Annotated in this window: 3 protein-coding genes; all 3 read right to left on the reverse strand. The window is 48.9% G+C overall.

From position 1 onward, the window contains the following. Nucleotides 1–63: 63 nt before the first annotated feature. The 3 genes from O0882_RS28990 to O0882_RS29000 are packed head-to-tail and all read right to left on the reverse strand — an operon-like array spanning nt 64 to nt 2,155. Entirely contained in the window at nt 64–456 is a 393-nt protein-coding gene (locus O0882_RS28990; RefSeq protein WP_289953453.1) for a hypothetical protein, read from the reverse strand. Beyond that, nucleotides 453–1,988, reverse strand: a complete 1,536-nt coding sequence (locus O0882_RS28995) for a site-specific integrase (RefSeq protein WP_289953454.1) — start codon at nt 1,986–1,988, stop codon at nt 453–455. The genes O0882_RS28990 and O0882_RS28995 overlap by 4 nt, the downstream gene beginning before the upstream one ends. Then, on the reverse strand, nt 1,988–2,155 hold the full coding sequence (locus tag O0882_RS29000; RefSeq protein WP_289953455.1) for a hypothetical protein: 168 nt from the start codon (nt 2,153–2,155) through the stop codon (nt 1,988–1,990). The genes O0882_RS28995 and O0882_RS29000 overlap by 1 nt, the downstream gene beginning before the upstream one ends. Nucleotides 2,156–2,335 lie beyond the last annotated feature (180 nt).

Consider the following 2,335-nt stretch of genomic DNA (forward strand, 5'->3'; position numbering starts at 1 on the left):
ACAACCGCCAGCGGCGCCACTCGCGCCTCGGCAATGTTCCGCCCGCATTGTTCGCTGAAAAATTCAGCAAACAGCTACGGGCGGCTTGAAACAAGAGTGTCCGCTATTGACAGTACACCTCAAAACGTATCCAGACGAGTTCCGTTTGACTAGTAATTGCTCGATGACCGCCGCCTTAATAAAGTCTTGCCAGGCAGACGAAAGGGCACATTGATGTAACTGTACGAGTCCGCTCGCCGCGCGCTCGACATTGATGATATTGAGTGTTTTGGAATCAGTGCCAAGGTCGCGCAGATAATACGCTGGCGGAGGGACATCGCCCACGCACGTTGTCAAGTTCCAACCAGCGTCGTCGACAGCATAGCCGTCGGAATTGATCTTGAAATCCCAACTAAGTTCCTTACTGACGGCCAAAGATTTTCCGAGTTCAATGAAGGATTTGTAGTGTATGTTCATGCGCAATCACCTTCAAGTTCGTCGATGACTGTTTGAATCTCGCTGATGGTTCGTTGAAGCTGCATATAGGTTGGCGACTTCAAATCGGCCCGCGAACTTTGCTCAAAAAAAAGCACGATTTCCCGCATATCTCCCAAGACCTTGTTATGCAGCCCCTTGTCGTTAACGGGCATAAACTTGCGACATCCATAGCATGATGCGACTGGGCTATATGGGCACGATGGTTGCCCTGAGTTGCATCCGCCAATGCCGGAGATCGGAATCCCGTGCGGAACTGCCGCGATTTGTTGCTCATCCTTTAGTACAGCCAGTTCTTCTGGAGAGATAAAACGGTCATGTGCAATTCGGGCAACACGACGATAAACCTCTGAAGCACCCAATGCCCGATTCACTCGATCGGCGTGCGATGCCGATGTTGCATAATAGATTAGGCCTGTATTTGTCTGCGCATGCCCCATAAACTCTGCTAATTCTTCATGACTAGCGCCGGCATCAACCAACCGCTGTGCGGCCGTATGGCGCAGATCCGAAGCAGTTCCAAGGTCATCAGAGCTAATGATGCTACGAACAAGTATGGAAATACGCTGACTAACTTCAAGGGTTGACTTTATCTGGAAGAATTTTTCAGAACCGTCTATTGTTATTTTATCTAAATACGACTTTAGATGAACAAATATTGGAACCCATTCGCGCTTAACCCGACGCGTCAATTGAATTCTCTGCTTTGCCCCGCGCTGCTTGGCCATATGGAAAGTTAGGTGCACAGTTGGATCATCGTCGATTTTATCGTGCCATATCCGTACGTGTTTCGCATCCAAGATACCAATTTGTACAGGGCGCATCGCAAACTGGTAGGCGCATAGCACCATTCCAGCGTCTGCAATGGTGGAGTAGGGGACATAGTTACCTGCTCGTAGATTACTCACCAAGTCATCAAAATAGCGCACGATTACTGCTTCCTCATCCGAAGACAGGAAGACATCTCCAGCGCGAACCCCCGCATACTTATCAACAGCAGGGAGGGGGAGAGTAGTGCGTAGGTAACTACGATACTCATTTGACCAGCCATTCCAGCGATATGTGCATAGCAAATGCAGAATGTGTTTAGCGAGCAAATAGCTGCCGGCTCCCATCTCACGCGCCCGCCATTTAGACCATAGTTGCCTGATCTCAAGGGGGCCAGTTTGCAGCAGGACAACAAGATCGTAGTCACTCAAGTGGTACAGACTTGAGAAATAACTTGCGACCGTTCTAATGCTGAGGTCCTGTTCAAGCATTAGTGCTAGGGTGTGCTTCAGGATAAGCACACAGTAAGGATTACGTTGATCGAAGTTAATCTTTACGCTTCGGCCATGAAAAAAAAGTTCAAACACTTTTTCGTCTACTGGGGCACGAATAGAGCGAGTAGTGTCGTCGAACTCATCGTAGTACCTTAGCACTGATGGTAGTGGCTGCAGGCTTGCGCAGAATTGAGTCAATGCATCTTCATCTGATCCTGACGGATTCAGCTCAGCAGGTCGCTGTTTGGGCATTAGTACTCCTTAGGAATCGAACGCAGCAGGGCAACTCGATCATCAAATGCATTATTCCAGATGCCTGCAAGCCTGTCTTCAAAAACAGCCCGAGCATAGCGAGATGGCATTGTAGACTGGCGTGACCAACCGAAGAATGTTCGCATTTTTTGCAATGCCTCGTCCATAGAGTCGCCATGTTGGAGTAACTGATGGAGACGAACCACAGCACAGGTGTGGCGAAGATTGAGGTACCCTGACTTTTTCGGACACTCTAGTTTGGTAAACTTCACCAACTGGAGAACTTATGACACGTTCAAAAACCTATACACCGGAGCTTCGGGAAGAAGCGGTAAAACTGGTCCTGA

It is taken from the genome of Janthinobacterium sp. SUN073, from assembly GCF_030397665.1.
Taxonomy (GTDB): domain Bacteria; phylum Pseudomonadota; class Gammaproteobacteria; order Burkholderiales; family Burkholderiaceae_D; genus Janthinobacterium.